This is a genomic window from Streptomyces sp. NPDC025273 (assembly GCF_040638585.1).
Classification (GTDB): Bacteria; Actinomycetota; Actinomycetes; order Streptomycetales; family Streptomycetaceae; genus Streptomyces; species Streptomyces cinereorectus.
In genome coordinates this window covers 368917-392256 of record NZ_JBEZYP010000003.1, presented here as the reverse complement: position 1 = coordinate 392256, position 23340 = coordinate 368917, and the positions used below count along the sequence as shown (strand labels likewise).

21 protein-coding genes are annotated in these 23340 nt (G+C 72.8%); 14 read left to right on the top strand and 7 right to left on the bottom strand.

Going from position 1 to position 23340, the window contains the following annotated elements; translation table 11 throughout:
- Positions 1-428, top strand: a 428-nt coding sequence (locus AB0F38_RS08830; RefSeq protein ID WP_361888836.1) for a hypothetical protein, incomplete at its 5' end; no start/stop codon positions are given.
- A gap of 121 nt (positions 429-549) precedes the next feature.
- On the top strand, positions 550-1266 hold the full coding sequence (locus AB0F38_RS08825) for a class F sortase (protein ID WP_361888833.1): 717 nt from the start codon (positions 550-552) through the stop codon (positions 1264-1266).
- 218 nt (positions 1267-1484) lie between these two features.
- Here the strand turns inward: AB0F38_RS08825 and AB0F38_RS08820 are convergent, their stop codons facing one another.
- Entirely contained in the window at positions 1485-2045 is a 561-nt protein-coding gene (locus tag AB0F38_RS08820; protein WP_361888830.1) for a DNA polymerase ligase N-terminal domain-containing protein, read from the bottom strand.
- 347 nt (positions 2046-2392) lie between these two features.
- Between AB0F38_RS08820 and AB0F38_RS08815 the strand changes: the two genes are divergently transcribed.
- Positions 2393-3385: an aldo/keto reductase gene (locus AB0F38_RS08815; RefSeq protein WP_361888827.1), complete on the top strand. Its 993-nt coding sequence runs from the start codon at positions 2393-2395 to the stop codon at positions 3383-3385.
- A gap of 10 nt (positions 3386-3395) precedes the next feature.
- Here the strand turns inward: AB0F38_RS08815 and AB0F38_RS08810 are convergent, their stop codons facing one another.
- Positions 3396-4607, bottom strand: a complete 1212-nt coding sequence (locus AB0F38_RS08810) for a serine/threonine-protein kinase (protein WP_361888825.1) — start codon at positions 4605-4607, stop codon at positions 3396-3398.
- 753 nt (positions 4608-5360) lie between these two features.
- Complete coding sequence (locus AB0F38_RS08805) at positions 5361-5843, bottom strand: Lrp/AsnC family transcriptional regulator (RefSeq protein ID WP_361888823.1); 483 nt, start codon at positions 5841-5843, stop codon at positions 5361-5363.
- Positions 5844-6156: 313 nt separating this feature from the next.
- Between AB0F38_RS08805 and AB0F38_RS08800 the strand changes: the two genes are divergently transcribed.
- Positions 6157-7668: an FUSC family protein gene (locus AB0F38_RS08800; RefSeq protein ID WP_361888927.1), complete on the top strand. Its 1512-nt coding sequence runs from the start codon at positions 6157-6159 to the stop codon at positions 7666-7668.
- A 99-nt stretch (positions 7669-7767) separates the two neighbouring features.
- Positions 7768-8835: a lactonase family protein gene (locus AB0F38_RS08795; protein ID WP_361888820.1), complete on the top strand. Its 1068-nt coding sequence runs from the start codon at positions 7768-7770 to the stop codon at positions 8833-8835.
- A gap of 94 nt (positions 8836-8929) precedes the next feature.
- On the opposite strand, the gene AB0F38_RS08790 is transcribed toward AB0F38_RS08795, so the two are convergent.
- On the bottom strand, positions 8930-9853 hold the full coding sequence (locus AB0F38_RS08790; protein WP_361888817.1) for a hypothetical protein: 924 nt from the start codon (positions 9851-9853) through the stop codon (positions 8930-8932).
- A 138-nt stretch (positions 9854-9991) separates the two neighbouring features.
- On the bottom strand, positions 9992-10993 hold the full coding sequence (locus AB0F38_RS08785) for a BadF/BadG/BcrA/BcrD ATPase family protein (protein ID WP_361888814.1): 1002 nt from the start codon (positions 10991-10993) through the stop codon (positions 9992-9994).
- Between the two features lie 206 nt (positions 10994-11199).
- Between AB0F38_RS08785 and AB0F38_RS08780 the strand changes: the two genes are divergently transcribed.
- Positions 11200-11877 (top strand): uracil-DNA glycosylase, encoded by a 678-nt coding sequence (locus AB0F38_RS08780; RefSeq protein WP_361888811.1) that lies wholly within the window; start codon positions 11200-11202, stop codon positions 11875-11877.
- A gap of 402 nt (positions 11878-12279) precedes the next feature.
- Here AB0F38_RS08780 and AB0F38_RS08775 read toward each other — a convergent pair whose 3' ends face one another.
- Positions 12280-13365, bottom strand: coding sequence for an exo-alpha-sialidase (locus AB0F38_RS08775; RefSeq protein ID WP_361888808.1), 1086 nt, complete (start codon positions 13363-13365; stop codon positions 12280-12282).
- Positions 13366-13707: 342 nt separating this feature from the next.
- The gene (locus AB0F38_RS08770; RefSeq protein WP_361888805.1) at positions 13708-14766 is read right to left on the bottom strand and encodes a LacI family DNA-binding transcriptional regulator; all 1059 of its coding nucleotides are present in this window, start codon (positions 14764-14766) and stop codon (positions 13708-13710) included.
- A 213-nt stretch (positions 14767-14979) separates the two neighbouring features.
- Here AB0F38_RS08770 and AB0F38_RS08765 point away from each other — a divergent pair, with 213 nt between their 5' ends.
- The 8 genes from AB0F38_RS08765 to AB0F38_RS08730 all read left to right on the top strand — a co-directional run bounded on the left by AB0F38_RS08765 (position 14980) and on the right by AB0F38_RS08730 (position 23331).
- Positions 14980-16224: an extracellular solute-binding protein gene (locus tag AB0F38_RS08765; RefSeq protein ID WP_361888925.1), complete on the top strand. Its 1245-nt coding sequence runs from the start codon at positions 14980-14982 to the stop codon at positions 16222-16224.
- Between the two features lie 2 nt (positions 16225-16226).
- Positions 16227-17153 (top strand): sugar ABC transporter permease, encoded by a 927-nt coding sequence (locus AB0F38_RS08760; protein ID WP_361888802.1) that lies wholly within the window; start codon positions 16227-16229, stop codon positions 17151-17153.
- Positions 17154-17157: 4 nt separating this feature from the next.
- Positions 17158-18054: a carbohydrate ABC transporter permease gene (locus AB0F38_RS08755; RefSeq protein ID WP_361888800.1), complete on the top strand. Its 897-nt coding sequence runs from the start codon at positions 17158-17160 to the stop codon at positions 18052-18054.
- Positions 18055-18107: 53 nt separating this feature from the next.
- A complete protein-coding gene (locus AB0F38_RS08750) occupies positions 18108-20510 on the top strand; it encodes a glycoside hydrolase family 3 N-terminal domain-containing protein (protein ID WP_361888797.1) in 2403 nt (800 codons plus the stop codon).
- A gap of 161 nt (positions 20511-20671) precedes the next feature.
- Entirely contained in the window at positions 20672-20857 is a 186-nt protein-coding gene (locus AB0F38_RS08745; RefSeq protein ID WP_361888795.1) for a hypothetical protein, read from the top strand.
- Positions 20858-20883: 26 nt separating this feature from the next.
- Entirely contained in the window at positions 20884-21288 is a 405-nt protein-coding gene (locus AB0F38_RS08740) for a hypothetical protein (protein WP_361888792.1), read from the top strand.
- Between the two features lie 169 nt (positions 21289-21457).
- Complete coding sequence (locus AB0F38_RS08735) at positions 21458-22564, top strand: NADH:flavin oxidoreductase/NADH oxidase (protein ID WP_361888789.1); 1107 nt, start codon at positions 21458-21460, stop codon at positions 22562-22564.
- Between the two features lie 29 nt (positions 22565-22593).
- Positions 22594-23331, top strand: a complete 738-nt coding sequence (locus AB0F38_RS08730; RefSeq protein WP_361888786.1) for a methyltransferase domain-containing protein — start codon at positions 22594-22596, stop codon at positions 23329-23331.
- The last annotated feature ends 9 nt before the right edge of the window (positions 23332-23340 follow it).

Sequence of the window (23340 nt, the reverse complement as noted above, 5' to 3'; positions counted from 1 at the left end):
AGCACGAGAAGCCGGAGGGTGGCGTGCACACCGGTGGCGGTGCGCTGGCCGGCGTCACGGCGGACGACTGGCAGAAGGACAAGGAGAACGGGTCCGCGACGGGTGACAACGCGGACCGTGAGAAGCCGGAGTCGTGGAAGCACGAGAAGCCGGAGGGTGGCGTGCACACCGGTGGCGGTGCGCTGGCCGGCGTCACGGCGGACGACTGGCAGAAGGACAAGGAGAACGGGTCCGGCAGCACGACGGACAGCGAGAAGTCGGAGTCCTGGCAGCACAAGAAGCCGGAGGGTGGCGTGCACACCGGTGGCGGTGCGATGGCCCTGTCCGGCAGCGGACTGGCCGCCGGATCGGTGCTGATGCTCGGTGGCCTCGGTGCCGCCGCGTACCGGCTGCGCCGTCGCAACGCCTCGGGTGCCGCAGCAGCCTGACGGGCGCACCCACCGCTGAACCGATCCTGTCGTGGCCGCCGCCCTCTCCGGGCGGTGGCCATGCCGATTTTCCCGGTCTCCCCACCTCGGGCCCGTCCCGTACACGAAAGGAACCACGCGCATGGCCGCCCAGCAGCCGTCCGACTCAGAACCCGCCTCCCCTGCCCTCGGCCGTTCCCTGCTGTGGCCCGCCGCCGCGGTCGGGCTGGGCTTCCTCCTCGTCTACAACTCGCTCGACGCCTCGGCAGGCGTCCCGCCGCCCGTCGCCGCCGTGGCGTCCGCCCCGGCGCCCGCCGTCACCGCTCCAGCCCTGCCGTCGTCGTCGCCCTCGCCCTCGCCGTCGGCCTCCGCGCTCTCCATCGACCGCGGGCTGCCCCGGTCCGAACCCGAGCGGATCAGGATCAAGAAGATTGCGGTCGACGCCCCCTTCACGCCGCTGGCCATCGGCCCTTCGGGGCAACTGAACGCGCCGCCCGCGAACGACATGAATCTGGCCGGCTGGTTCAAGGACGGAGCCACCCCCGGAGAGCGCGGTACCTCGGTCGTCGCCGGTCACGTGGACACCAAGACGGGCCCCGCCGTGTTCCTGCTGCTCAGCACGCTCAAGGCCGGCAACAAGGTGAGCATCACCCGTGAGGACGGCATCGTCACCGTCTTCAAGGTGGATTCGGTCGAGACCTTCAGCAAGGCGAACTTCCCGAACGAGCGCGTCTACGCCGACAACGGCACGGCACAACTGCGGCTGATCACCTGCGGCGGCGAGTACGACAAGAAGGAGAAGGACTACAAGGACAACGTGGTGGTGTTCGCCCACCTGGCAGCCGCCAAGCGCGCCTGACGACGGACCGGTGCTCGTTCACTCCCCCCACACGTCCGGGAAGTGCGCCTGGCATCCGGGTACGGCGAGGTGCTGGCGCGTGACACGTGCTTCCCGGACCTTCCCGCTCCGCGTCAGGTCATCGACGGGGGAGGAGCGCCCCGACCCGGTGGGTACCGCGGTCGTCGAGCGATCACGGTGACCGGCATCCGTGCGGGGACGGGCAGGCCGGTACCGCGTCAGCCGGTGCGCGGGCCCCGTCCTTCCGCCGCGGCGACCTGGTGCAGCGTGCGGCCGGTGCGGGCCGAGCGGGCGTGGTACGGATCGGGGGTGCCCGGCCGGTCGTGGACGGCCTGCCGGTCATCGGCCTTGAGCAGCAGCCATGCCTCGGGCGCCTGTGTGTCACCCTCCTCGCCCACGCGGAAGCGGGTGAGGGTGAATTCGCCGTGCAGCTTGGCCCCGTGGAGCCAGAAGGTCGCGTGCCCGCGCTCCAGGGACTCGGCGAAGGGCACGGCCGCGCCCCCGGAGTCGTGGCTGAGCGGCCGGTAGGTCCCCTGGTCCCAGACGATGACGGTGCCACTGCCCTGCTCGCCCGGCGGAATGACGCCTTCGAACTCGCGGTACTCCAGCGGATGGTCCTCCGTCGGCACGGCCATGCGCCTGTCCCGAGGATTGTCCGACGGGCCGCGGGGGACGGCCCAGGACTTGAGTACGCCGTCCACCTCCAGCCGGAAGTCGAAGTGCATCCGCCGGGCGTCATGGATCTGCACCACGAAACGCCGTCCGCCGTCGCTGGTCACGGCCGAGTCCTTCCGCCGGGATGCGGCCGGACCCTGTGCGCCCTTCCGGCGGGAGGCCGGTGGGACCCGCACGGTCCGACCCCGTACCTCCACTGTGCCGCCGCCGGCCCTGGCGCGCACGACAGCGGCCACGCGAACCACCGCGATCCCACCGCGTGGCCGCCGTCGCAGGCGGATACCGGCCCGGTGACCCGGACGGCGACACCACCTTCCCGCAGCGACCGGTGGTCGACCACGTGGTACCCCCCCCACGACTGCCCCGGCCCCGCTGTGACCCCGGTGCCCGTCCGCCGCACGACCTGCGGGCGGGGAACGTACCCGCCGCAGGCCCCACATGCCGACGTAGCATGATCCGCATGGAGCAGCGCACACTCGGCAGGACCGGCCGTGACGTATCGGTCGTGGGACAGGGCACTTGGCAGCTGGGCGGAGACTGGGGCGAGGTGCGGGAGGCCGACGCCTTCGACGTCCTGGACGCCGCCGTCGAATCGGGAGTCACCTTCTTCGACACCGCGGACGTCTACGGGGACGGCCGCAGTGAACAGCTCATCGGCCGCTATCTCAAGGACCGGCCGGACGCGGACATCCTCGTCGCCACCAAGATGGGCAGGCGCGCCGAGCAGGTACCCGAGAACTACGTCCTGGACAACTTTCGCGCCTGGAACGACCGCTCGCGCGCCAACCTCGGCGTCGGCACGCTCGATCTCGTCCAGCTGCACTGCCCGCCGACGAGCGTCTACTCCTCGGACGCCGTCTACGACGCCCTGGACACGCTCGTCGCCAAACAGCGGATCGCCGCCTACGCGGTGAGCGTCGAGACGTGCGCGGAGGCGCTCACGGCCATCGCCAGGCCCGGTGTCGCCAGTGTCCAGATCATCCTCAACCCGTTCCGGCTGAAGCCGCTGGACGAGGTGCTCCCGGCGGCCGCGGCGGCCGGGGTGGGCATCATCGCGCGGGTTCCGCTCGCGTCCGGGCTGCTGTCCGGGAAATACACCGCGGGCACCGTCTTCGCCCCCGACGACCACCGCACGTACAACCGTCACGGCGAGGCGTTCGACCAGGGCGAGACCTTCTCCGGTGTCGACTACGCGACCGGCGTGGCCGCCGCCGCGGAGTTCGCCGGGCTCGTCCCCGAGGGCGCCACCCCGGCGCAGACCGCGCTGCGCTGGATCATTCAGCAGCCCGGTGTCACGAGCGTCATCCCCGGCGCGCGGTCCGTGGAACAGGCCAGGGCCAACGCGGCGGCTGCCGCGCTCCCGCCGTTGCCGCAGAGCACACTGGACGCGGTCGGCGACCTGTACGACCGCCGCATCCGCGCTGAGGTCCACGCACGCTGGTGACCTGCCGGACTCAGTCGTCCTCGTCGTCGCTGTCGCCGTTCTGCTGACCGTCCTGCCGGGGTGCGTCCCCGGCCGGGTCGGCGTCCCCGGCGGGACCCGTGGACTCGGGAGATTCGTGCACGGCCGTCGGGGTGGAGTCCGGGTCCTGCACGTCCGCCGCACCGGAGTCAGGCGCGAACAGGACCGTTCCCAGATACACGGCCGCCACGAACGCGACCGCCCCGGCGATGGCGCTCGCCACGCGGGGCCGGCGGCGGATCGCCTCACTCGTGCTCATCCGGCGGGTGGTCGCCGACCGGCTCGTCCGGGGTGCCGGGGCGGCCCGTCTGCGGCCGGTGGCCTGGGGCAGCCGGTACGTCGACATGCCTCCGGCGGCCGGTCCGGCGGCCCCCGACGGGGTCCGGACGGCCGGGGCGGTGGAGGCCGGGGCGGCGGGAGCGTGCCGGGGCAGCGGCTCCGTGCGCCCGCGCCAGGCGTCGGTGCGGAACCAGTCGGAGACCTGCTGCGCGCTCGGCCGGTCCTCCGGCTTCTTCGCGAGCAGGCCCATCAGGTACGAGTCGAAGGCGGGGGAGACATCGGCTCCCCGCTGTCTCACCGGCACCGGGGGAGTGTCCACGTGCTGGTAGAGCGTGGCCGTCGCCGTGTCCGAGCGGAACGGCGGCTGACCGACCAGGAGCTGGTAGACGACGCAGCCGAGCGAGTACATGTCCGACGCGGAGTCGGCCGTGCGGCCCAGTGCCCGCTCCGGAGCCAGGTACAGGCTCGTACCGACGATGTGTCCGGCCGTGGTCAGCGCTGTCGAGGGATCGTCGACGAACTGGGCGATTCCGAAGTCCCCGATCTTCACGGACCCGTCGGCGTCCAGCATCAGGTTGCCGGGCTTGATGTCACGGTGGACGATGCCCTGACGGTGTGCCGCGGCCAGGCCTGCGGCCGCCTGGCCGGCGATCAGGGCCACCTGCTCGGGATGGATCTTCTCCTGAGCCTCCAGGAGATCCCCGAGGCTACGGCCCTCTACCAGCTCCATCACCAGGAAGAAGCGGTCCTCCCACGAGCCGAAGTCGAACACGGCCACCAGGTGAGGGTGACTCAGACGTGCCGCGGTCTGCGCCTCCAGGCGGAACCGCGCCGTCGACGAGGCGTCGGCCTGGTCGCCCAGCAGCAACTTCACCGCCACTGCCCGGCCCAGCACTTCGTCCGTGGCGCGCCACACCTCACCCATTCCGCCACGGCCGATGGGGGATATCAACCGGTACCGTCCAGCTACCAGCACCTGTGCACACCAATCTCGAACTGTGGCCCGCTCCGACTGCCACGGCGGCGACCTCATCGGGCTGATCGGCTCGGTACGGTGCGTAGGCGCGCGGCATGATCAGGATATCCGTCCGCCGGACCTCCGTGAGCCCGGCCGGCCACCGTCCCGCCGAATCAGGCCAATCCGACTGCCCGGACGGCTCGCGCTCACCCTGTGACGACCCACTCCAGCACGGCAGCGGCCGTGAACTCAACCCGGCCGGTGGGGAAGGGCAGCTCCACCGTCCTGAACACCGCTTCGCCCGCAGGCACTTCGGAACCTGGAGTGACCGAACGGCCCGCGTCGTACGGGACCGTGCAGCAGCGCATCTCCGCCACCTGTGCCGCCCGGACACCGGGTGCGGCATCCTCCAGCACCGCGACGGCCGCCGGTCCGGCGACAGGTCGCGGGCTGCCGCCAGGAACGCGTAGGGCTCCGGTTTCCTCGCACGGCACCTTCTCGGCGGACAGGCTGAGCGGAGGTACGCGCGTCCGGTGACCGCGAGGGTCGCCTGGTTCGCGGCCCCGGGAGGAGTCCGGGACCACCGCCACCCAGACACCCTCCTCATCCGGCCGCTCCACCCGGACGCGCAGCTCCGGCCGTGGAGCTGCCGGCGAGCACCGGGCGCAGGGCGTTCCTTCCCGGCCGGCGGGGCCGGGACGGGCTCATGCCGGCCGTTGGTCAGCCGGAGCCGCCCGCCGTCCGCCCCACCGCTTCGACCAGGGGCAGTACCCGGTGCGCCACCCGCTCGCGCAGGGCGACCTCGGTCCGCGTCCTGACCACGCCGGGGAGCTGGATCAGCTGTTGGATCACGTCTTCCAGGTGCCCGTTGTCGCGGGCGACGACGCGGGTCAGGAGGTCCCCGCCCCCGGTGGTCGAGAACGCCTCGATGATCTCCGGGACGGCCGCGAGGGCGTCCCCCACCTCGTCCAGATGCCCCTGGGTGACCTCCAGGTGCACGAAGGCGAGTACCGGGTGGCCGAGGGCCGCCGGGGAGAGGGCCGGACCTGTGCCGGTGATCACGCCGTCCCGTTCCAGGCGGTCCAGGCGGGCCTGGAGGGTGCCGCGCGCCACGCCCAGAACGCGCGCGTACTCGCGGACGCTGGTGCGCGGCTGCTCGATGAGCAGGCGCAGGATGCGGGTGTCGAGAGCGTCCACGGCCATCTCCGGCTGTTCCCTTCCGGCTCTGTGATCAGTCGGCCGACTGTACCCATGGCGCAGCCCGGGACCGCCGTCCGGCACCATCGGCCCGGTTCGCGGCAGCTGCTGCCCGTCCGCTCCGTTCCCGCGGGTCCGTTGGCTTACTCATGGCGCAGCGAACCCGTTGTCGACTGGGCCAATGGCCCAGTCGATTCGCGTCGATTTGAGCCATGGGGTCCCGGGATGCTCTGATGGACCCGTCGATGGCGCTGCGGATCCCCGTGGCGCCTTTTTCATGCCGGTGCAGGGGCCGGGGTGCGAGAAGGGGGACCGTGTGGTGCTGAAGAGGATGTTCGTCGCGCCGGATCCGGGAAGGCTCCGGCTGCGCAGCGCGGTCCGGGCCGTCCTCGGCATCGGGCTGGCGGTCACCGTCTGCGGTCTCACCGGCCACTCGCTCGTCGGGGCCATCACCGGCGGCCTCGCGGCGCTGCTGGCCCTGTTCACGGTGACCGACACCACCGTGCGCGGGCAGCTGATCACCACGGCGCTGCTGCCCGTGGTCGGGCTGCCCGTGCTCGCCATCGCGGCGGGACTGCACGCCCAGCCGGTGGCCCGCGACGTGGCCTTCCTCGCGGTCATGGCCGCGGGCGTCTACGCCCGGCGCTGGGGGCCGCGCGGCCACTCGCTCGGCGTGTTCGCCTTCATGGCCTTCTTCACCACCCAGTTCCTCCACACACTCCCCGGACAACTGCCCGAGCTGTATTCGGCCGTCGGGCTCTCGCTGCTCGCCTCCTCGGTCGTCCGCTTCGGTCTCTGGTGCTACGAGCGACGCCTGCCCGCGGCCACGGTGCTCACCCCCGTGGCCGGCCGCGGTCTCGCCCGCGCGACCACCCGCCAGGCGGTCCAGGCGACCGCGGGCGGAGCCCTCGCGCTCCTGGCGGGCCAGCTCCTCTCCGACGAGCGCTGGTACTGGGCGGTGGGGGCCACCTGGTGGGTATTCGTGAACACCACGTCGCGCGGCGAGACGCTGGTGCGGGGATTCCGCCGGGTGCTGGGCACGCTGATCGGTGTGCCGGTCGGCCTGGTCGCCGTCGTGCCCCTGCACGGGGCCGCCGTGCCCACCGCCGTCCTGGTGGCGGCCGGCGTCTTCGGGATCTTCTACGCCGCCGCGGTCTCGTACACCTGGATGATGTTCTCGGTGACGGTCATGGCGGGGGCGCTCTACGGACTGCTCGGCGTGCTCGACCCCGCACTGCTCGCTCTGCGCCTCGTGGAGACCGGTGTCGGGGCGCTCGGTGCGACGGTCGCGGTGCTCCTCGTGCTGCCGGTCACCACACACGCCACGACCGACGCCTGGATCCAGCGGGCCCTGCGCTGCGTGCACGCCTGCACCGCGGAAGCCGCAGCGCGGCTCGCGGGCTCGCCGACCGCCGACCCGGCCCCCCGTGTCGCCGAGCTGGAAGCGCTCCTGGGGCGGGTGCGGCTGTCGCTCGGCCCGCTCGTCCATCCGCTGAGTCCGCTGCGCGCCCGCAAGGCGCGGGCCGGGCAGGTGCTCGCGCTGCTCGACGTGTGCGCGCGCGAGGTGCGGGGTCTGGCATCCGTCGCGGCTGACCCCGAGGCCTCCCACGACGCCCGGCTGGCCGCCGCCTGCTGGCGCGTCGAAGCCTCCGTGGAGGCCCTCACCGCGCCGGTGCGCAAGCGCCGCGAGGCGGCTGCCGTCGCCGGTTCCCTCCCGCCCTCCGGTGTCGCCGAACCCGCGCTCGCCCATCTGCACAGCCTGGAGCGGGCACTCGCCGAGCTCGCCGCGCCCCTGCACAGTTCACCCCGCGCGCCGCTGATCGGCGCCTGACCTCGACCGCCCCGCATCGGCGGTATTGGTCTGGACCAGAGAGGGGTGCCTGCTACCGTCGGCCGGGAGATCGCGACAGACGTGAAGAGGGGTAGCGCGATGGGCGTCAGCAGTGCCGGCCGGGCATTCATAGGGTCGTTCACCTCGGCGGGCGGACGTGGGATCACCGCCGTCGCCGTAGACCGGGACACCGGGGCCCTGACCGTCCTCGCGGCCACGGCCGCGGTCCCCGACCCGTCCTTCCTCGCGGTCGGCACCGCCCCCGGGTCGGGCGCCAAGGTGCTGTACGCGGTCAGCGAGACCCCCGACGGGGGTGCCGCCGCGCTCGCTATCGGCGAAGGCCCGCCGCGGCTGATCGGCGAGGTGCGGCCGGTGGCCGGGGACAGCCCCACCCACCTGGCCCTGGCCGCCGGGCACCTGCTCACCGCCAACTACGGCTCGGGCAGCGTCACCGCACTGTCCGTGGAGGCCGACGGCGGACTCGGCCCGGTCGCCTCCGTTCTGCGGCACGAGGGCAGCGGTCCCGACGCCGGCCGCCAGGCGTCGCCGCACGCGCACCAGGTGCTCGCCGACCCGTCGGGGAGATGGGTGCTGAGCGTGGACCTCGGCACGGACTCCGTACGCGTCTGCGCCCTCGACGAGCGCACCGGGGCCCTGCGGCTGCACGCCGAGACCGCCCTGCGTCCCGGCACCGGGCCACGCCACCTGGCCTTTCACCCGTCCGGTGACCACGTCTACGTCCTGAACGAGCTGGAACCGACCCTCACCGTGTGCCGCTGGAACGCGGCCGGCGGCCTCCTCGACCCGGTGGGCGAGGCACCGGTGCTGCCCGACGGTGCGGACGCCGGGCACGGGGCGCGTACCTACCCGTCCGAGGTGGCGGTCTCCCGCGACGGACGGTTCCTGTGGACCGCCAACCGCGGACACGACAGCATCTGCGTGCTCACCCTCGACACGACGGCCGAGAAGCCGGTCCTGGCAGCGGCCGTGGGCTGCGGCGGCCGCTGGCCCCGCGACCTCACACTGGACCCCACCGGGCAGTGGCTGTACGTCGCCAACGAGCACAGCGGCAACGTCAGCTGGTTCGCCGTCGACGCGGAAACGGGAATCCCGGCCCATGCGGGCTCCATCGACGCTCCGGCGGCCTCCTGCCTGGTCTTCGCCTGACGGCACGGACCGGAGCGTCGGTCCGTGCCGCCCGATCCGGCACCGCTCGGGCGGGGGACCGGTGCCGCCCCACCGGGTGCTGCCCGGGCAGGGATCAGTGCGCCTGGACTCCCTGCGGCGTCGCCGGGGTGATCCCGAGCGTCGTCGCGTACAGCGACAGCACGAGCTTGCCGATCGCCGGGTACGCGCCGAGCGGTTCGGCGGTCGCGCAGCCCGCCTCCTTCGCGGCGGCGTCCAGCAGCCCGGCGTCGATCTCCGGGCCCACCAGGTACGGCGCGAGCGCGAGCTGCGCGGAACCGGACTTCTGCAGCTGCTCGGCGATGGAGGCGACCGAACCCTCCACGTCCAGGGCGGCGGCCATCACCGGCACGGCAAGGCGTGCGGCCAGCAGCATGCCGGTGATCCCGGCGGCCCGCACGGCCTCTTCGCCGCCCACCGTGGCCAGCACGATGCCGTCGGCCGCGGTCGCGACGGTGAACAGTCTGGCGCGGTCGGCACGCGCCAGCCCGGCCTCCGAGAGCCGCACGTGCAGGGCCTCGGCGAGCAGCGGGTGCGGACCGAGCACATCGGTCAGCTCGGCCTGCGTACCGCTGTCCATGACCGCCTGCCGTATGCGCCGGATGATGGCGCTGTCCGGCCCCGCGAGCAGCGGCACCACGACTGCGGACGGGCCCTCGGGCGCGGGGACCTCACGGCCCGCGGCGGTGGCCTGCTCGTAGCGCGCGCTGCGCTCGGCGGCGGCATGGGTCAGGGCGGAGACAAGCGTGGGGTACTCGGCGTCGTCACCGTCGATGTAGCCGATCCGCGCGTTGAGACCGGGAAGCTCGGAGCGGGCGATGCTGATCACTTCCTCGGCCAGGCTGCGCGTGGCCGAGGAAGGGGTACCGGGAACGGCGAGAACGAGCGCGGCGGCGCCCTCAGGTGCGACCACGGGCTCCGGGCGGCGGTGCCGTCCGGACTGGCGAGGTCGCGGCATTCGTACAGGCAGGCCGGAAGCGGGCCCAGTGGGGGTGCTCATGGCGCCGCATGCTACTGGTTTTGGGTACCCCTCTGTTCGGGGAGGGGGCGGTCGGGCGTTATCTGTCCGCTTATGTCTGTTGAGCGGCATACCGGCCAACTGCCCCGCTCTGACCGGGCGGATGTCCGCTCGAATCCTCTACGTTACTCCCGGTACGAACAGGAGTGTCGGGTGGGCCGGCAGTCGCAGCCCCGACCGGGCGAGCGCGCGGGCGATCTCCAGCGAGCCGTGCAGCGGATCACCTGCCGCCGGGACCACGCGCGCGCGGGGAACCTGCCGCGCCAGCTCCTCGCGCAGCGGCCCGAGAAGCGGGTCACCCATCCTGAAGAGGCCACCGGTCAGGGCGACCTCGCACGGCCCGCCGCCGGAGTCCGCAGGACGGGGGCACGCCGCCGCTGCCGCTTCGGCGATGTGGGCGGCGGCCTCCCGCAGAATTCCCGCCGCGACCTCGTCGTCGGCGGCGCAGCCGGCGACCTCGGGGGCGAAGGAGGCGAGGAGCGCGGGGCGGTCCGTACGCGGATAGAGCAGGCCCGGAAGGTCAGGGGCGGGTCCGAAGACCGCCTGGAGCCGGGCCAGCAGCGCCGTGGAGCCTCCGCGCCGGCCGTCGTGGGCACGCATCGCCGCGTCGAGCCCCGCCCGGCCGATCCAGGCGCCGCCGCCGCTGTCGCCCAGCAGGTGGCCCCAGCCGTCGGCCCTGCGCCACGTCGTGAGGTCGGTGCCGAGCGCGATCATGCCGGTGCCGCCCGCGACAACCGCCCCGGGCCGCTGCCCGAGCGCTCCGGCGTACGCGGTCACGGCGTCGGCGGCCAGCGCCACCCGCCGTACACCCAGCGCGTCCGCGAGCGCGGCGGGCAGCCGCGCGCGCAGCTGCCCGCCGAGCGTCGCCATCCCGGCGGCCCCGACCGTCGCGGCGGTGATCGCCGCGCCGGGCCCCGCTTCCGCCAGCAGCCGTACTGCCACGGGGACCACCTGCTCCAGCAGATGTCCGGCGTCGATGCCCTCCGCCCCCGTACGCACTGGTTCCGCGCACACGGCCGTGGACACCGGACGCCGCCCGTCGGCCGAGCCGAGCGCCACCCGCAACCCGGACCCTCCCGAGTCCACTCCGAGGACGAACGCGCCCCGCGCCTCGGCGGTCACGACGGCTGCCCGGGGGAGGGGCGCCGCGCGATGCCGGGGAGGCGGTCCGGACGCGGCCCGCTCCCGCACGTGTTCCTGCGTGACCTCATGAGCCGCTCCGGGAGGAATGGGGAGTGTGGCGACGACCGGCACCCTATCCCCGGCCCGGGCCCCGGGGGGACCCTCATGATCGCCGGGGCGCGTGTGGGCCGGTAGAGTGACGCGCTGTGGCAGCGCGACCGTTGAGTGAACTAGTTGAGCCGGGCTGGGCCGAGGCACTGGCTCCCGTGTCCGGACGCATCGCGGCGATGGGGGACTTCCTCCGCGCCGAGATCGCGGCCGGCCGCACCTATCTGCCGGCCGGGCAGCACGTCCTCCGCGCCTTTCAACAGCCGTTCGACGATGTGCGGGTCCTGATAGTCGGTCAGGACCCCTACCCCACACCGGGCATGGCCATCGGGCTGAGCTTCGCGGTGGCGCCCGACGTACGGCGGCTGCCCGGCAGCCTGGAGAACATCTTCCGGGAACTGCACAGCGATCTCGGCCTTCCGAGGCCTTCCAACGGAGACCTCACGCCCTGGACCGAGCAGGGCGTCCTTCTCCTCAACCGGGCGCTGACCACGGCGCCCGGCAAGCCCGGCGCCCACCGCGGCAAGGGCTGGGAAGAGGTGACCGAGCAGGCCATCCGTGCGCTGGCCGCCCGGGGCAAGCCGCTGGTGTCCGTGTTGTGGGGGCGCGACGCACGCAACGTGCGACCGCTGCTCGGCGACCTGCCCGCGGTCGAGTCCGCCCATCCCTCGCCCATGTCGGCCGATCGCGGCTTCTTCGGATCGAGGCCTTTCAGCCGCACCAACGAGTTCCTGGTGCGCGGGGGAGAACAACCGGTGGACTGGCGTCTGCCGTAGACGTCGGGTTCGGGCGCCACCGACGGGCCCCACCGGCGAGGAGTGTCCGGCCCACCACGAGGCCGTCCGCCGGGCCGGGTGCAGAGCACCGTGGGGTCACGGCGGCCCGGCAGGTCGGCCTGCCGGCCTGCGTCGAGGTCATCGGCCTGAGTCCGGCGCGGCACCGATCGAGGCCGCCGCCCGGCACGGGCGAGAGCCGTGGCTGTGGGCGACCGGGGCGAGAGCCCGATCCGCGGGGCACGGCCCGGCTCGGCCCCGCACGAGCTCCCGCACCTGTCGACCGTGCCGGTGCACCGCGTGCCGACCGGGGCACGAGCCGCCGGAGCCACCGCGCACGACCGTGACCCGGACCGGGTCCCGGCACCTGCGCGGTGACCTCACGCCCCCGCCGCGGCACGTCGGTCAGCCGAGCGCCACCGCCCGCACGCACAGCACGTCGGGCAGGTGCGAGGCGAGCTGCTGCCAGCTGTCCCCGTCGTCCGCGCTCGCGTACACCTCGCCGTTGCGGTTGCCGAAGTAGATGCCCGCCGGGTCGGCGTCGTCCGTGCAGAGCGCGTCGCGCAGGACCGTGCCGTAGTGGTCGCCGTCCGGCAGGCCCCGGGTCAAGGGCTCCCAGGTCTCTCCCGCGTCCCGCGTACGGAACACCCGGCAGCGGCGGTCGGCGGGGACGCGGTCGGCGTCGGCGTTGATCGGGAACACGTAGAAGGTGTCCGCGCGGTGGGGGTGTGCGGCGGCGGCGAATCCGAAGTCCGAGGGCAGTCCCGCGCCGATGTCCTTCCAGGTGTCCCCGGAGTCGTCGCTGCGGAACACCCCCCAGTGGTTCTGGAGATAGAGCCGGTCGGGATCGGCCGCGTCCCGCGTGACCTTGTGCACGCACTGGCCGAACTCGGGATCGGGATCAGGCAGGAAGACCGCGGACACCCCCTTGTTGGAAGGGGCCCACCGCTCACCGCCGTCCTTGGTGCGGAACACTCCGGCGGTGGACACGGCGACCGTCACGGCCCGGGCGTCCCTGGGGTCGGTCAGGATGGTGTGCAGCCCTTCGCCGCCGCCGCCGGGCACCCACCGGGACCTGGTCGGGTGCTCCCACAGCGGACGGACCAGCTCGAAGGACTCACCGCCGTCCTCCGACCGGAACAGGGCAGCGGGTTCGGTCCCCGCGTAGACCACGCCCGGGGCCTCGGGCCCGGCGGGCTGCAGCTGCCAGACCCGCTCCAGCGATGCCTCGGTGAACTGGGGGAACTTCACCGCGGGCTGCTGCGGCTCGACCCAGGTCGCGCCCAGATCGTCGGAGTGGAAGACGGAGGGCCCCCAGTGCGCGCTGTCGCCCCCGACCAGCAGCCGGGGTGACCCGCCGCGCGTGTCGATCGCGATCGAATAGATCGCCTGGGCGTTGAAATGCGGGTCCGTGAACTCCCATGTGCCGCCCCGCCTGCGGCCGATGAAGAGTCCTTTGCGGGTGCCCACGGTGAGCAGTACCTCGGTCATGACACGACCTCCCGAAACGCCGTTGTGCCGGATACGGGCCAGTGTGCACCCGGCCACTGACAGCGGCGCGCAGATCCGCGTCCGCGCCGGTCGGACCGCGGGACGGAGGCAGGGGCGGACCGGGGCATCGACCCGGGCAGGGGCCGCCGAGGGATGCGGGGCGGTGGGGCGGCGCACGGGGTGCCCCAGGGCTCCGCCGCGGCCCTTCGTGCAGACGGAACGGAACGGAACGGGACGGGCGGGCACCGGCGCAGCGCCACGAAACCGTTCTCGCCGGCCCGTGTGTCCGGCTCCGGCGGCAGGCGTCCCGTGCGGAGCGCCCGGGCCGCCACCGGCGCTCCGTCAGACGGCCGGCGGGGCCGTGCTGCTGCGGACCACCAGGCTGGTCGCCAGGTCGACCCGGGTGGTCGCGGGCTGCCGGCCCCGGCCGAGGTCGAGTACGAGGCGGGCGGCGGTCTCGGCCATCTCGATGAGCGGCTGGCGCACCGTGGTGAGCGGCGGGCCGATCCAGCGGGTGAGCGGCAGGTCGTCGAAGCCGACCACGCTGAGGTCCTCCGGGATCCGCAGTCCCAGCTCGCGCGCCGCCTCGTACACACCGAGCGCCTGCAGGTCGTTGCCCGCGAAGATCGCCGTGGGCGGCTCCGGCAGGCGCAGCAGCTCCAGCGCCGCCGTGTAGCCGTCCTCGTGGTTGAACTCGCCCTCGCGGACGAGCTCGGAGTCCATCGGCAGCCCCGAGGTCTCCAGCGCGGCCCGGTAGCCGTCGAGCCGGGCGCGGCTGCACATCATGCGGGCCGGCCCGCCGATGACGCCGATCCTCCGGTGCCCCAGGCCCGTCAGATGGCGGGTGGCGGCCAGGCCGCCCTGCCAGTTGGCCGCCCCGACCGAGGGGATGTCGTCACCGGGATCGCCCGCCGGGTCCACCACGACGAACGGGATGGAGCGGCTGTTCAGCTGGGCGCGCTGGGCGGCGTCGAGGTCCGACAGCACCAGGATGACTCCGGCCGGGCGGCGCGCCAGGACGCCGTCCACCCACGTCTGGCCCGGGGTGAGACGCCCGGCGCTCTCCGAGAGGACCAGGCTGAGTCCCTCCTCCCGGGCGACGTTCTCGACACCCCTGACGACCTCCATCGCCCAGGCGCTGTCCAGCTCGTGGAAGACCAGGTCGATGAGCTGGGACTGCTGGGTGGCGCCGCGCCTGCGGCGGTAGCCGTGCAACAGCAGCAGCTCCTCCACCCTCGACCGCGTGCCGGGGGCGACATCCGCCCGCCCGTTCAGCACCTTCGAAACTGTCGGAGCCGAAACTCCGGCCGCTCGGGCGATCTCTGCCAGCGTGGCGGTGCTCTCCGACGGCTCGTCGACGGGCGCCTTCTCCTGTTGGGGCCGGACCTTTGCAGGGCTCATGCACGAATCGTAGCTCCCTGCCGCCCCGTACAGGCGGCCGGGCAGGGTACGGAAATCCTTGCTCCGACCCTCTTGACGGGCCCGAAACGCGACCGTACGGTTCCGGCAACATTCGAAGGGCAAGACGAAACATTCGACAGAGGTGCGGTCATGCGGTCGGGCATTTTCACTTCAGGCACACGTACGACGAGATGGGTCGCAGCCGGTGCGGCGATGGCCATGGCCGGTCTGCTGGCCGGCTGCGGGTCGGGGGGCGGCGGCGCGGACGGCGGCACCATCACCGCCTACGTCTACGGCGATGACGCGGTCAAGGTTCAGCAAGCGGCGGTCGACTCCTTCAACAAGACCTCCGACGTCAAGGTGAAACTGGTGTCGGTACCCGGCACCGACTACGTGAACAAGCTGCGCAGCTCCATGGGCTCCCCCAGTGCCCCGGACGTCTTCTTCAACTGGGGCGGCGGTTCCATCAAGCCGTACGTCGACTCGAAGGACCTGGTCGACCTCACCTCGACCGTCAAGAAGGACGCCACGCTCAAGGACGGCTTCCTGCCGTCGGTCATGACCGCGGGCAGCCTCGACGGGAAGATATACGGGGTGCCGATGCGCGGCATGCAGCCCGTGATGCTCTTCTACAACAAGACCCTGTTCGCCGAGCACAAGCTCCAGGTCCCCAGGACGTGGGAGGACCTCCAGAAGGCCATCACCACCTTCAAGGCCGCGGGCATCACCCCCTTCGCCCTGGGCGGCTCGGACAAGTGGCCCGAGCTGATGTGGATGGAGTACCTGCTGGACCGGATCGGCGGACCCGAGGTCTTCCAGAGGATCCAGAACGGCGACACCGACGGCTGGGGCGACCCCGCGGTGCTCAGGACGGCGCAGACCGTCAGGGAACTGATCGACGACGGGGCCTTCGGCAAGAACTTCCACTCGGTCGACTACGGCAACGGCGGAGCCCCGACGCTGCTCAACAAGGGCAAGGCGGCCATGCACCTCATGGGCTCCTGGGAGTACTCGACCCAGCTGGGCAAGGCACCCGAGTTCGCGAGGAACGACCTCGGCTGGACCGCGTTCCCGACGGTGGCGGGCGGGGTGGGCGACCCGGCGAACGTGGTGGGCAACCCCACCAACTACTGGTCCGTCAACGCCCGTACCAAGCACAAGGACACCGCCATCGCGTTCCTGAGGACGATGGCGTCGAAGACCTACGCGCAGGCCCTCGTCGACAACGGAGACATCCCCACCACCTCCGATGCGGCCTCGATGCTGAGCACCTCGCCCAACCCCGAGTTCGCGAACGACCAGTACCAGCTGGTCCAGAAGGCCCCGAGCTTCACCCTCTCGTGGGACCAGGCGCTGGAGGCCCGGTACGCCACCCCGCTGCTCACCGAGATCAGCAAGCTGTTCGCCGGCACGACGACTCCCGAGAAGTTCGTCGAAGCGATGAAGGCCGCCGAGTAACGATGCCCCTCCACACTCCCGCGAAGAGGCACGGAGACGGGAGGGCGGCCGTCGGCAACGTCGGCCGCCCTCCGGTCGGCTGGGCCGTGCCGGGCATCCTCTTCTTCGCCGTCTTCGCGATCGTCCCCCTGGCGATCGCCGTCTACCTCTCCTTCTGCGATTGGGACGGGCTCGACTCCCCGACCCTGACAGGACTGGACAACTGGACCCGGCTGTTCAAGGACTCCGAATTCGGCCAGGCCGCCTGGCTGAGCCTCCTGCTCACCACGATCAGCTGGGCCTTCCAGACCCCGGTCGCCCTGCTGCTGGGCGTCTGGGCGGCCGGCCGCCAGCGCAGCCGGGCCGTGCTGTCGGCGATCTTCTTCATCCCACTGCTGCTCTCCACGACCGCGATCGCCATGCTCTTCCACGCCCTCCTCGACCCCAACTTCGGTGTGATCAAGGAGATCGGCCCCTGGATCGGCATCGACCCCAATGTCATGGGGTCGTCCACCGGCGCCCTCCTCGTGGTGGCCTTCGTCGGCGGCTGGCAGTTCATGCCCTTCCACACGCTGATCTACCAGGGCGGCGCACGGCAGATTCCGGAGGTCCTCTACCAGGCGGCCTCGATCGACGGGGCGGGCATGGTGCGGCAGTTCTTCCACATCACCCTGCCGCAGCTGCGCCACACGATGACGACCTCGTCGGTCCTGATGATCGTCGGATCGCTGACGTACTTCGACACCGTGCTCATCATGACCAAGGGCGGTCCCGGCACGGACACGACGATCCTGCCCTATCTGATGTACAGGACCGGCTTCCAGAGCTACGACCTCGGCTACGCGGCCGCCATCGCCACCGCGCTCGTCGTCGTGGCCACCAGCCTGTCGCTGATCCTGGTCCGCTTCAGCGGCTTCGGATCCATGCGGTCCACCCGGGAAGGTATGTGACGAGATGTCGACCGACACCCGCCCCGCCGCACCGCGGCACACATCGCCCGTGGTCCCGCCCCGCCCGGGTCCGTCACGCCGACGCAGGAGGCTGGGCAACCCGCTGGCCGGCCTGGGCTCCCTGGTCTGGCTCGTCCTCGTCCTGGTGCCGCTCTACACGCTGGTCTCCGCATCGCTGATGCGCCAGGACGAGGCACTGGACGGCGACCCGCTGGCCCTTCCGACGGACCCGACGTTCGACAACTACGACACCGTGCTGAACAGCGGGTTCCTCACGCTGCTCGCCAACACCGCGATCGTGGCGGTGGCCACGGTCGCGCTCGTGCTGGTGCTCTGCGTCCCGGTGGCGTACGTGGCGGTGCGCACCCGCAGCCGCCTCTCGTCGCTCGCCTTCCGGACCTTCCTGCTCGGCGTGGCCATTCCGGCGCAGGCGGTGATCGTGCCGCTGTACCTGCTGATCGGCAGGATGGGCCTGTACGACACCCTGTACGCGATCATCCTGCCCACCGCCGCCTTCTCGATGCCGGTCGCGGTCCTGGTGCTCAGCGGCACCATGCGCGACGTCTCCGAGGAGATGTACGAGGCGATGTCCCTCGACGGGGCCTCCCCATTCCGGATGCTCTGGCAGCTGGCGGTGCCGCTGTCCAAGGCCGGGATCAGCACGGTGGCCATCTTCTCCGCGCTGCAGGCGTGGAACGGCTTCCTCTTCCCGCTGATCCTCACGCAGTCGGAGGAGAACCGCGTCCTGACACTGGGGCTGTTCACCTTCATGACCCAGTTCGGAGTGAACATCCCCGCCGTGCTGGCAGCGATCGTCCTCTCCGTCGTACCCATCTTCGCCGTCTACCTCGTGGCCCGGCGGGCGCTGGTCAACGGACTGATGGGGGTGGGCGGCAAGTAGGACACGCCCTGCCGCCCCGGACCACCGTACTCATGAGAGGAACCCCCGCCGTCATGGCAATGACCCCCGTCCCGCACGCCCGACAGGCCGATCCCGCACCCGCCGTGGACGGCCCGTGGCGCGACCCTTCGCTCACCCCCGAGGAGCGGGTGGCCGATCTGGCGGCCCGGATGACCCTGGAGGAGAAGGCCGCCCAGCTCTACGGCGTCTGGGTGGGTGCCGACGCGGACGGCGACGGAGTCGCGCCGCACCAGAACGACATGGTCGACTCCGTCGACTTCGCGGAGCTCACCACCCGCGGGCTCGGCCAGCTCACCCGGCCGTTCGGCACCGCCCCGGTGGATCCGGGCGTCGGCGCCGTCGCGCTCGCCCGGGCCCAGGCCAGGATCGTCGAGGCGGGCAGGTTCGGGATCCCGGCCCTCGCCCACGAGGAGTGCCTGGCCGGCTTCACCGCGTGGGGCGCCACCGCCTACCCCGTACCGCTCGCCTGGGGCGCGGCCTGGGATCCGGAGCTGGTCGCCGAGATGGCGCACCGGATCGGCAGCGACATGCGGTCGGTCGGCGTCCACCAGGGACTCGCCCCCGTCCTGGACGTGGTCCGGGACCTGCGCTGGGGCCGTGTCGAGGAGACCATCGGCGAGGACCCCTATCTGGTCGCCACCATCGGTACGGCCTATGTCCGGGGCCTGGAGTCCGCCGGGATCGTCGCCACGCTCAAGCACTTCGCGGGCTACTCCGCGTCGGCCGGTGCGCGGAACCTCTCCCCGGTCCGGGCCGGCGCCCGGGAGATGGCCGATGTGATCCTGCCGCCGTTCGAGATGGCCGTCCGCGACGGCGGGGCCCGTTCGGTGATGCACTCGTACGCCGAGATCGACGGGGTCCCGGCCGCCGCCGACCCGGCCCTGCTGACCGGACTCCTCAGGAACACCTGGGGATTCACCGGGACGGTGGTCGCGGACTACTTCGGCATCGGCTTCCTGGAGACCCTGCACAAGGTCGCCGCGGACCGCGCGGACGCCGCCCGCCTCGCCCTCACCGCCGGGGTCGACGTGGAACTGCCCACCGTGCGCAGCTACGGCGACGCACTGGTCGCCGCCGTACGCGGCGGAGCCGTGGCCGAGGAGCTGGTGGACCGTGCCCTGCACCGCGTCCTGCTGCAGAAGTGCGAGCTCGGCCTGCTCGATCCGCACGGGCCCCCGCTGCCCGGTGTGCCCGACGGGGTGGAACCGGAGGCGGCCCGCGGCACCGTGGACCTCGATCCACCCCGGAACCGGACCCTGGCCCGGCTCCTGGCCGAGCGGTCCTGCGTTCTGCTCGCCAACCCCGGGGACGCGTTGCCCCTGGCCGGCACCGGACGGATCGCGGTCGTCGGACCCCGCGCCGACGACCCGCTGGCCATGCTCGGCTGTTATTCCTTCCCCAGCCACGTCGGTGTGTCGCACCCCGAGGTGCCGATGGGGATCACCGTCCCGACGGTGCTGGAGTCGCTGCGCGAGGAGTTCCCCGGCGCGGGCATCGACTTCGCCCGGGGCTGCGACGTGGACGGCACGGACGCCTCCGGGATCCGGGAGGCCGCCGGACTGGCCGCGGCCGCCGATGTCTGTGTGGCCGTGCTCGGCGACCGGGCCGGGCTGTTCGGCCGCGGCACCTCGGGCGAGGGCTGCGACGCGGCCGACCTCGCGCTGCCCGGCCTCCAGGACGAGCTGCTCGACGCGCTCCTGGCGACGGGCACCCCCGTCGTCCTGGTGCTGCTGACGGGACGTACCTACGCGCTCGGCGGCCGGGCCGGCCGGCTGGCCGGCTGTGTGCAGGCGTTCTTCCCCGGGGAGGAGGGCGGTCCGGCGCTGGCGGGCGTGCTCTCGGGGCGCGTCAACCCATCCGGGCGGCTGCCCATCGGCGTACCCGACGGTCCGGGCGGGCAGCCGTGGACGTATCTGCAGCCGCCGCTGGGCCGGGCCAACGGGGTCAGCAACCTGGACCCGACCCCGCTCTACCCCTTCGGCCACGGGCTCTCGTACACCTCGTTCGCCTGGGAGCCCGGAGCCGGGGTCCCGTCCGAGCTCCCCACCGACGGCGCCACCGACCTGGAGATCACGGTGACCAACACCGGCGACCGGGAGGGCGCCGAGGTGGTGCAGCTCTACGTCCACGACCCGGTCGCCCAGACCACCCGCCCGGACTCACGGCTGATCGGCTACGTCCGGGTGCCGCTCGCCGCGGGGGAGTCCCGGCGGGTCCGCTTCGCCTTCCACGCGGACCTGGTCTCGTTCACCGGGGTCGGCGGGCACCGGATCGTCGAGCCCGGTGACCTGGAGCTGCGCTTCGCCGCCTCCAGTGGCTCCGCCGACGTCCGGCACACGGTACGGCTGCGCCTGACCGGCCCGGAACGCACCGTCGACCACCGGCGCCGTCTGGTCTGCGCCACCTCGACGGAACCGGTGCCCGCGGCGATCTGACGGGCGGGGGCGGACCGCCGCCCCCGTACACCCTGCCGGGGTGTGCGGGGGCCCTTCCGAAACTTTCGAAGGCCGCCCGACGCTCCTGGTGTCCGCCGCCGCACCGTCCTCGCCTCCACCGTGACCAACGCCTCCGCAGCCGGCGGCGTGGTGACCCCCCGGTGGGCCGCGGCACCTCGGACCACGTCAACCGCACCAGCACCGCACACCACATCGGCCGTGCCCGCGCGGATGTGCTCCAATTCTGGATGGTCGACCCGACGGTGGTGCTGCAGAACCTCGTGGTGGACACCGGCGGCCCCGAGCCCGGCTACCCCGGCCCGCCGGAGCATCTCCGGCCGAACTGACCGGGGCGGGACGAGGAGGCGACACGATGAGCATCGAGATCGAGGACACCGAGGGGCGCGGTGCGACGCTGGCGGTGACCCCGGGCCCGGCCGAGGGCGCCGTCGAGGTCGCGATCCTGATCGAGGGCCCGGAGGGGCGCGTCTCCTGGGCCTGCTCCCCGGCTGCGGCCAGGGCCCTGGCCGCGGAGCTCGTCGGGGCTGCCGCTGAGGCGGAGAACGCGCGGTCGGGGGAGCCCGTCACCGTCAAGGCCCGCGACCTGCTCCGCGGTGACGTCAGGGACGGCGACCGGCTCATGACGGTGGAGGCCGTCCGGCCGGACGGGGCGCACGTGCAGGTGACGTGGACCTCGGGCGGCGGACGCAGCTGGAGCCAGGTCTACGCGGCCGAGACCGACATCAGGCTCAGGCGACGGCTGCGGCCGGCACGGTGAGGGGGAGAGGACGGTGGACGATTTCCCGGCCTCCGGCGACGGCTTGTACGGCCAATCTCGTACTACGGCGGATCTCGTAGTACGGTGAAGCTCGTACGAGTCGGTGGTCCGCCGCGTCCGGGCCGCCCGCCCCCGCCTGCCCGCCCCTCCCGAAGAAGCGGAGTCCCCTGTGAGTGCACTCTTCGAGCCCTACGTCCTGCGGTCGCTGACCGTGCCCAACCGCGTCTGGATGGCGCCCATGTGCCAGTACAGCGCGGAGGTGTCCGGTCCCGACACGGGCACCGCGAACGACTGGCACTTCACCCACTACGCCGCCCGCGCGGCGGGCGGCGCGGGTCTGATCCTGCTGGAGGCCACCGCCGTCAGCCCGGAGGGCCGGATCAGCCCCGCCGACCTCGGCCTCTGGAACGACCGGCAGGTCGAGGCGTTCCGCCGTATCACCGGCTTCCTGACCCGCCAGGGCAGCGTGCCCGGCATCCAGCTCGCCCACGCCGGACGCAAGGCCTCGACCGACCGCCCCTGGCGCGGTGGTGGCCCCGTCGACGCCGGAACCCCGGGCGGCGAGGGCTGGCAGCCGGTCGCCCCGAGCCCCGTCGCGTACGACGAGGGCCACCCGGTGCCCGACGAGCTGACCGCCGAGGAGATCCAGCGGGTCGTCGCGCAGTTCGCCGACGCGGCCCGCCGGGCACTCGCGGCCGGATTCCGCGTCGCCGAGGTCCACGGCGCGCACGGCTACCTGATCGGCCAGTTCCTCTCCCCGCACACCAACCACCGTACCGACGAGTACGGCGGCTCCTTCGAGAACCGCACACGCTTCGCCCTGGAGGTCGTGGACGCGGTACGGGCCGTGTGGCCCGAGGAGCTCCCGATGTTCTTCCGCATCTCCGCCACCGACTGGCTGACCGAGAACGCGGACGACGGGCGCGAGGGCTGGACCGCCGACGACACCGTCCGCCTCGCACACGAACTGCGGGCGCACGGCGTCGACCTGCTGGACGTCTCGACCGGCGGGCTCGCCCCGGGGGCGCGGATCCCTGTGGGCCCGGGCTACCAGGTGCCGTTCGCCGAGCGGGTGCGCAGCGAGACGGGCCTTCCGGTGGCCGCGGTCGGGCTGATCACCGACCCGGTGCAGGCCGAGAAGATCCTCTCGGACGGCAGCGCGGACGCGGTGCTGCTCGGCCGGGAGCTGCTCCGCGACCCCTACTTCGCCCGCAGTGCGTCGCGGGCGCTCGGCGGCGGGACCGCGGTGCCCGAGCAGTACGCCTGGGCGGTCTGACGCCGGGTCTGTCGGTACGCTGTGCCGCGATGTTCACTCCACAGGGCCCCACTCTCCGCGAACTGGCCGTCCAGGCGCTCTCCTCGACGATGCGCGGGTACGACCTGCTCGCCCCGAAGTTCGACCGGACGCCCTACCGGACGCCGGACCGGGTGCTCGACGCCGTCGGGCGGACCGTGCGGCCGCTCGGTCCGTTCGCGCGGGGGCTCGACGTCTGCTGCGGTACCGGAGCCGGCGTGGGCGTCCTGCGCGGGCTGTGCGGCGAGCAGGTCACCGGAGTCGACTTCAGCGCGGGAATGCTCACCGTGGCGCGGGCCGGACAGGGAGTGCGGTCCGCGTCCGCCGCCGGTCCGGCGGTGGGCTGGGTGCGGGCCGACGCCCGGGCGCTGCCCTTCGCGTCGGCCTTCGACCTGGCCCTGAGCCTCGGGGCGTTCGGTCACTTCCTGCCGCGGGAACGGCCCGGGCTGTTCACCCAGGTGTACGCCTCGCTGAGGCCGGGCGGCAGGTTCGTCTTCCCGGTCGGCGCGCCGCCCGCGGTGGGGTCCCGGGCCTACTGGTCACTGTTCGGCTTCGACGCGGCCATGCGGGTGCGCAACGCCGTGTGGCATCCGCGATTCATCATGTACTACCGCACGTTCCCGCTGCCCGGGGTGGTGGACGATCTCGTAGGCACCGGATTCGAGGTGCGGCTGCTGCCCCTGGAGGACCTCGGCCGCCGGCCGGACGGCAGCCCGTGTGCCCGTCTGGTGGTCGCCACCCGTCCTTGAATTACGGCA

What these genes read in the sequence shown, in the direction of transcription:
- AB0F38_RS08825 (WP_361888833.1), top strand. Translation starts at nt 550, where the DNA reads ATGGCCGCCCAGCAGCCGTCCGACTCAGAACCCGCCTCCCCTGCCCTC.
- AB0F38_RS08815 (WP_361888827.1), top strand. Translation starts at nt 2,393, where the DNA reads ATGATCCGCATGGAGCAGCGCACACTCGGCAGGACCGGCCGTGACGTA.
- AB0F38_RS08810 (WP_361888825.1), bottom strand. Translation starts at nt 4,607, where the DNA reads ATGGGTGAGGTGTGGCGCGCCACGGACGAAGTGCTGGGCCGGGCAGTG.
- AB0F38_RS08805 (WP_361888823.1), bottom strand. Translation starts at nt 5,843, where the DNA reads ATGGCCGTGGACGCTCTCGACACCCGCATCCTGCGCCTGCTCATCGAG.
- AB0F38_RS08795 (WP_361888820.1), top strand. Translation starts at nt 7,768, where the DNA reads ATGGGCGTCAGCAGTGCCGGCCGGGCATTCATAGGGTCGTTCACCTCG.
- AB0F38_RS08790 (WP_361888817.1), bottom strand. Translation starts at nt 9,853, where the DNA reads ATGAGCACCCCCACTGGGCCCGCTTCCGGCCTGCCTGTACGAATGCCG.
- AB0F38_RS08775 (WP_361888808.1), bottom strand. Translation starts at nt 13,365, where the DNA reads ATGACCGAGGTACTGCTCACCGTGGGCACCCGCAAAGGACTCTTCATC.
- AB0F38_RS08770 (WP_361888805.1), bottom strand. Translation starts at nt 14,766, where the DNA reads ATGAGCCCTGCAAAGGTCCGGCCCCAACAGGAGAAGGCGCCCGTCGAC.
- AB0F38_RS08765 (WP_361888925.1), top strand. Translation starts at nt 14,980, where the DNA reads ATGGCCATGGCCGGTCTGCTGGCCGGCTGCGGGTCGGGGGGCGGCGGC.
- AB0F38_RS08760 (WP_361888802.1), top strand. Translation starts at nt 16,227, where the DNA reads ATGCCCCTCCACACTCCCGCGAAGAGGCACGGAGACGGGAGGGCGGCC.
- AB0F38_RS08755 (WP_361888800.1), top strand. Translation starts at nt 17,158, where the DNA reads ATGTCGACCGACACCCGCCCCGCCGCACCGCGGCACACATCGCCCGTG.
- AB0F38_RS08750 (WP_361888797.1), top strand. Translation starts at nt 18,108, where the DNA reads ATGGCAATGACCCCCGTCCCGCACGCCCGACAGGCCGATCCCGCACCC.
- AB0F38_RS08740 (WP_361888792.1), top strand. Translation starts at nt 20,884, where the DNA reads ATGAGCATCGAGATCGAGGACACCGAGGGGCGCGGTGCGACGCTGGCG.
- AB0F38_RS08730 (WP_361888786.1), top strand. Translation starts at nt 22,594, where the DNA reads ATGTTCACTCCACAGGGCCCCACTCTCCGCGAACTGGCCGTCCAGGCG.